The organism is Fretibacterium fastidiosum (assembly GCF_000210715.1).
Classification (GTDB): domain Bacteria; phylum Synergistota; class Synergistia; order Synergistales; family Aminobacteriaceae; genus Fretibacterium; species Fretibacterium fastidiosum.
In genome coordinates, this window is record NC_021038.1 from 368,752 (window position 1) to 373,288 (window position 4,537).

Sequence of the window (4,537 nt, forward strand, 5' to 3'; positions counted from 1 at the left end):
GGAGGCGAGGGGTCCCACGGCGCGTCGGTGCGCGCCCGCTACGGCGCAGGCGGGGCGGTGGAAGAGGCCCTGGCCGGGTTCCCGACGGCTTGGCGGGCGCGGGCCGTGCTGGAGGCGAAGGGGCCGCTGACGGCGCTCCTGGGGCTCCTCGCGCGCTGCACGGACACCAACCTCCTGTATCGCGGCGGGCGGAAGGGGCTCCTCCTGGTCCGGGCAATGGCGCGGGCCGCCCTCTGTCTGCCGCAAGGGATGCACCCCTGGGCGATGCGGGGCATGGACCGCGTGATGATCCGACAGAACCTCAGCCCCGGAGGGTCCGCGGACCTCCTGGCCCTGGCCCTCTTTATGGAGCGGGTGGGGCTGTAGGGAGGTAGAGGCAGGTCGCGTGGCCCGTAGTGCGCGGTGAGGGGCGCGAGGCGTAGTCGTCGGAGTTGCTGCGCTCCAGCAGGACGGCTTCCCCGTTTCCGAGGGTCTGCATCAAGGCGAGGAAGAGCCGCGCGCCGCGCCGGCAGTCCACGTCCAGCCCGCCGATCTCTCCCGTGTGGAAGCCCCTCAGGACCGCCAGGGTCCGCTCGTCCTCCGCGTCGGACGTGGCCCGCGGCTTGTAGTGGGACAGGTCCATGCTCAGGAGCACCACGCCCCCCTCCTGGCGCAGCAGGCGCGCCAGCACGCGGTGCGCGCGCAGGAGCTCCATGTCGCTGGCGCTGGTCCTCAGCAGGAGGCACAGCACCTTCGCGCCGGGGAAAAAGCGCAGGACGTGCGGAATGTGCTCCGTGACGCAGTGGTCCCGCTGCACGGCGTCGTCCTGGCGGGGCACGGCCCAGGAGAGAGCGCGCGCAGCCGCCGCGTCGCCGGACAGCAGGAGAAGTCCTGCGGGGGTCCTCCAGTCCGGCGCGCCCATGACGACGCCCGCACGGGCCCGGCCGAAGTGGTCCGGGCCGATGATCACGACGCGGGCCGGGGCCGCGTCCTCCGAGGCCAGCCGCTTGTAGAGGCGATCGATCATCGCTCCGGCCACGCTGTGGTGCGGAGCCAGGGCCCCGACGACGCGGGGAGCGGCCTCCGCCGCGGAGACAAGACAGGCGGCGGCCGCCAGGGCCGCCGCAATCCGTCTCAATCGATTCGATAAGCTAGTCATTGACCTTGTTCTGCCAGTAGGGAAGGGCCATCTTCAGCTCGTCCTGGCGCTTCTCGTCGTAGACGAGGGCCTTCCACTCATCGTCGTCCATCCGCTTTTCCCCCATCGGGGTCGTGAAGGTGTAGTAGGAGAACATGTAACCCTCCGTGACGCGGAATCCGCCCGACTTGTCGTTGACGTAGACGCGGAGCTTCCTGGGCGTTCCCGTGCCCATGAAGAGGACCTCGCCCGTCGGCACGGAGGTGGCGACGTCCGCCACGAGGGCCATGCGAAGCTGTCGCTGCGCCTCCTCGCCCACGATCTCACCGATGTCCTCGGGCAGGACGGAGGCCAGCCTGAAGCTCAGCAGCTGCTCGAAGTCCTCCCAGGTCATGGAGTCGTCCAGGGCGCGTTCGGCGATCGCCGTCAGCCCACGCATGTCCTTGGCGAAGGACATCAGGTTCGCCGCGTAGTACTCCCGCCATTTCTCGTTCTCCTTGGGCAGGAGCTTCGTCAGGGTTTCCACAAGGCGGTCCGCGGCCTCTGCCAGGGCGCTGTAGAGCGCCGGAACGGGCTCAACGTAGCTGCGGGGGATGGGCAGCTTGAAGGGGCCGGGAATCCAGAGGTCCCCGCCTCCGTCCCCCATCTCCGCGCCGCTCTGCTCCGCGTAGAGGATCGTGTCGTGCTTCAGCTCCGTCATCGCGGCCTCGGCCGTGATGAGCTTCTTGTAGCCCCAGGCCGGACGGTTGGCGAAGAACTGCTTCGATCCCGCCTCTGCGAGGTACGCCCGAACGAACTTCAGAATGTCCGTGTAGACGTTGTCGCCGTCCTTACCGGTCGAGTAGGCCTCCCAGAGGTCGGCCATGGCCCGCTGGTTTTTCTCGTAGTCCTTGAACTTCCCGTTCGGCTTCACCTCGGCCTGAGCGGTCGGGGAGCCCAGCACCGCCATGACGTCCAGCGGGTCCGGGAGCGGCCTCATATCCTCGCGCGTGCTCGTAGCGGGGAAGGTCAGCGCGTCGAAGACCATCGCGTCGAAGGTGACGCGCCGGGGCAGGACGGCGAACTTCTTGCCATCGAGCTTCTGGATGACGCTCTTCTTCCCCGCCGCATCGAGCGCCGCCACGAGCGCCTTGACGCGGTCCGGCTTGGCGAGGTCCTCCAGCTTGAAGGGCTTGAGGGCCGCGGACAGGTCGTCCCACGAGTTGACGTTGGAGCTGCCCACCAGGTAGGAGATGGGGTCGGCTACCGCGCGCCAGCGCTTCTGAACCTCCGGGGCGCTCAGAATGTGGTTCAGGATGAGCGTCGCCGCCGCGCCGTTCTCGCTGTCCAGCGGCCAGGCGGTGCCCAGGAGGTAGGAGGCCCGGAAGTAGGCCTTGAGCCCGTCGTTCAGCGTGTAGTGGCCCCTGGGCCCGAAGAGGGAGAGGTCCTGAGGCAGCTCCGTGAAGGGGTTGGCCTCCAGGATGCCGGAGCCGCGCATCGCGCCCTCCGCAAACTCCCGAACCTCCGCCGGCACGTCCCCCTTGCCATTCGACGCCAGGTAAAGGCCGAGGGCGATGAAGCCCTTGACGTTGGCTGCGGCCGTCCGTCCCGGCTCGGAGGCGGAGAGCTGCTTCGGCAGCTTCGCGGCGGCGTCCCTCATGGCGTTGAGCAGCCCCGTGACGCGGGGCGCCAGGGCCTTCTCCTCCAGCTTCTGAAGGGAGCGGTCGAAGTAGAGGTGGAAGGCGTGCATGGGCAGGTCCGCCGTGATGAACTTGGCCGTCAGCTCGTTCATCTCTGCGTAGCAGTCCACCAGGTCGTCCTCCTGGAGGAACTCGCGGAACTGGGGGGCGGGGTCGAGGTAGAAGCCGTTCTTCAGGAGTGCAGCTCGGGCCTCCTCCTCCAGGGAGGCCGGAAGGTTCTCCTCCTCGACGCGGGTCAGGTCGGGCGACGACGCGGAGAGGTCCCTGAGGTCCTCCGCGCGCAGCCAGGCCTGGCGGCTGTCGGACCCCGAAAACGCCGGGCCATAGGACCCCGCCTTCTCCTGGAGCGCTGAGAGGGCCTCGCGATCGGGCCCCTCATCGTAGTTCGTGTAGAAGGTGCAGAGGACCCACAGGGCGCCGTCCTCCCCCTGCTTCTGGCCCAGTGCCGTCACCACGGCGCCCCGGGGAAGCGTGAACTTCGAATAGTCCGAGAGGGGCAGGCTCCCCGGCAGGAGGTACGGCATGGCGCCGTCCTTCAGGACCTGCCAGGGACGCGGGGCGAAGCCCTCGTGCTCCGGCATGGGGACCAGGAGCTTTTGCTCTACGAAGCCCAGCAGCTCTGTCCCGTCGGGTCCGGCTTTGATGGAGAGCCAGCCCTCCTGCTTCGAGGGCTCCGCCTCAAGGGTGTCGCCGTAGGCGATGCAGAAGGTGTTCTCCTCTTCCTTCGGCTGGTAGGCCTCCCATCGGCCGTTGGAGGCGGCCTTTACGTCCTTCAGATCCTCGAAGACCGGAGCTACGGGGCTTGTGACCACCCAGCGCTGAGTGGCCTCGGCGGCGCCCGTCAAGAGCGCCGCCAGGAGCAGCGCAAACAAGGGGCAAATTGCCGAACGTCTTAGCCATTTTCCTTTCATCTCGTACATCCCTCCAAAAATACAAATGGTCGAATGTGGCCGGAACCCTCCGGCCCGGCTCCGATTATAACCTGAGGCAGCCCGTTCCGCCGCCGTCAATTTCACCGCTTTAAGGCGGTCATTCGTACAGCCGGCCCGCCCAGTAGGGGAGGCACTGCTTCAGCTTATCCTGCCGTCCGCCGTCCCGAACCAGGGTCTGCCACTTTCCCTCGGCCATCCCGGCTCCCAGGGGGCGCGTGAAGGTGTAGAAGGAGAGCGTACGCCCCTCCGTGACGCGGCTTCCCCCCGATCGGTCGTTGACGTAGACGAGGAGCCTGCGCGGCGCGCCCGTGCCGACGTAGAGGGCCTGTCCGGCTGCAGGAGACGCGGCGGCCTCCGCCAGGACGACCGCGGGGGCCCCTGCCTCGGGCAGGCGAAGGTGCTGGATGCGGTAGAAGTCGTCGTAGGTCATGGCGTCATCAATGGCGCGCTGCGCGATGCCGGCAAGGTGGCGCATCTCGCTGGCGAAGTCCGTCAGGCCCCGGACGCCAGGGTCCGGATTGCCTCCCAGAAGGGGGGTCACGAAGGCCGCCAGCCGGTCCGCAGCCTCCGCCAGGGCGCTGTAGAGGGCCGGCGCGGGCTCGACGTACCCCCTGGGGAGGGGCGGGGCGAAGGGGCCCGGACGCCAGGTCCCTTCGGGGTCGCGTCCTGTGGAAACGCCCCCGCCTGCGGGCGCCTCGGCCGCGCTCCCCAGCTCCGCCAGCGCGGCCTCCGCCGTGACGAGCCTCTTGTAGCCCCAGGCCGGCTGCGTCGCGAAGTACTGGGCCGGGCCCTTCCCCGTCGGAGCGGGT

At 68.8% G+C, this 4,537-nt stretch carries 4 protein-coding genes; 1 reads left to right on the forward strand and 3 read right to left on the reverse strand.

Features of this window, described 5'->3' with window-relative positions; genetic code table 11:
- Positions 1 to 366: triphosphoribosyl-dephospho-CoA synthase (locus SY1_RS01630; RefSeq protein ID WP_208872555.1), on the forward strand; the 366-nt coding region annotated here is incomplete at its 5' end.
- On the opposite strand, the gene amrB is transcribed toward SY1_RS01630, so the two are convergent.
- The 3 genes from amrB to SY1_RS01645 form a co-directional block, all read right to left on the reverse strand.
- Entirely contained in the window at positions 344 to 1,117 is a 774-nt protein-coding gene (gene amrB / locus SY1_RS01635; protein ID WP_208872556.1) for an AmmeMemoRadiSam system protein B, read from the reverse strand. The genes SY1_RS01630 and amrB overlap by 23 nt on opposite strands.
- Before the next feature lie 13 nt (positions 1,118 to 1,130).
- Positions 1,131 to 3,668: a DUF3160 domain-containing protein gene (locus tag SY1_RS01640; RefSeq protein WP_208872557.1), complete on the reverse strand. Its 2,538-nt coding sequence runs from the start codon at positions 3,666 to 3,668 to the stop codon at positions 1,131 to 1,133.
- Between the two features lie 157 nt (positions 3,669 to 3,825).
- The coding region (locus tag SY1_RS01645) for a DUF3160 domain-containing protein (protein ID WP_208872558.1) at positions 3,826 to 4,537 on the reverse strand (712 nt) is incomplete at its 5' end.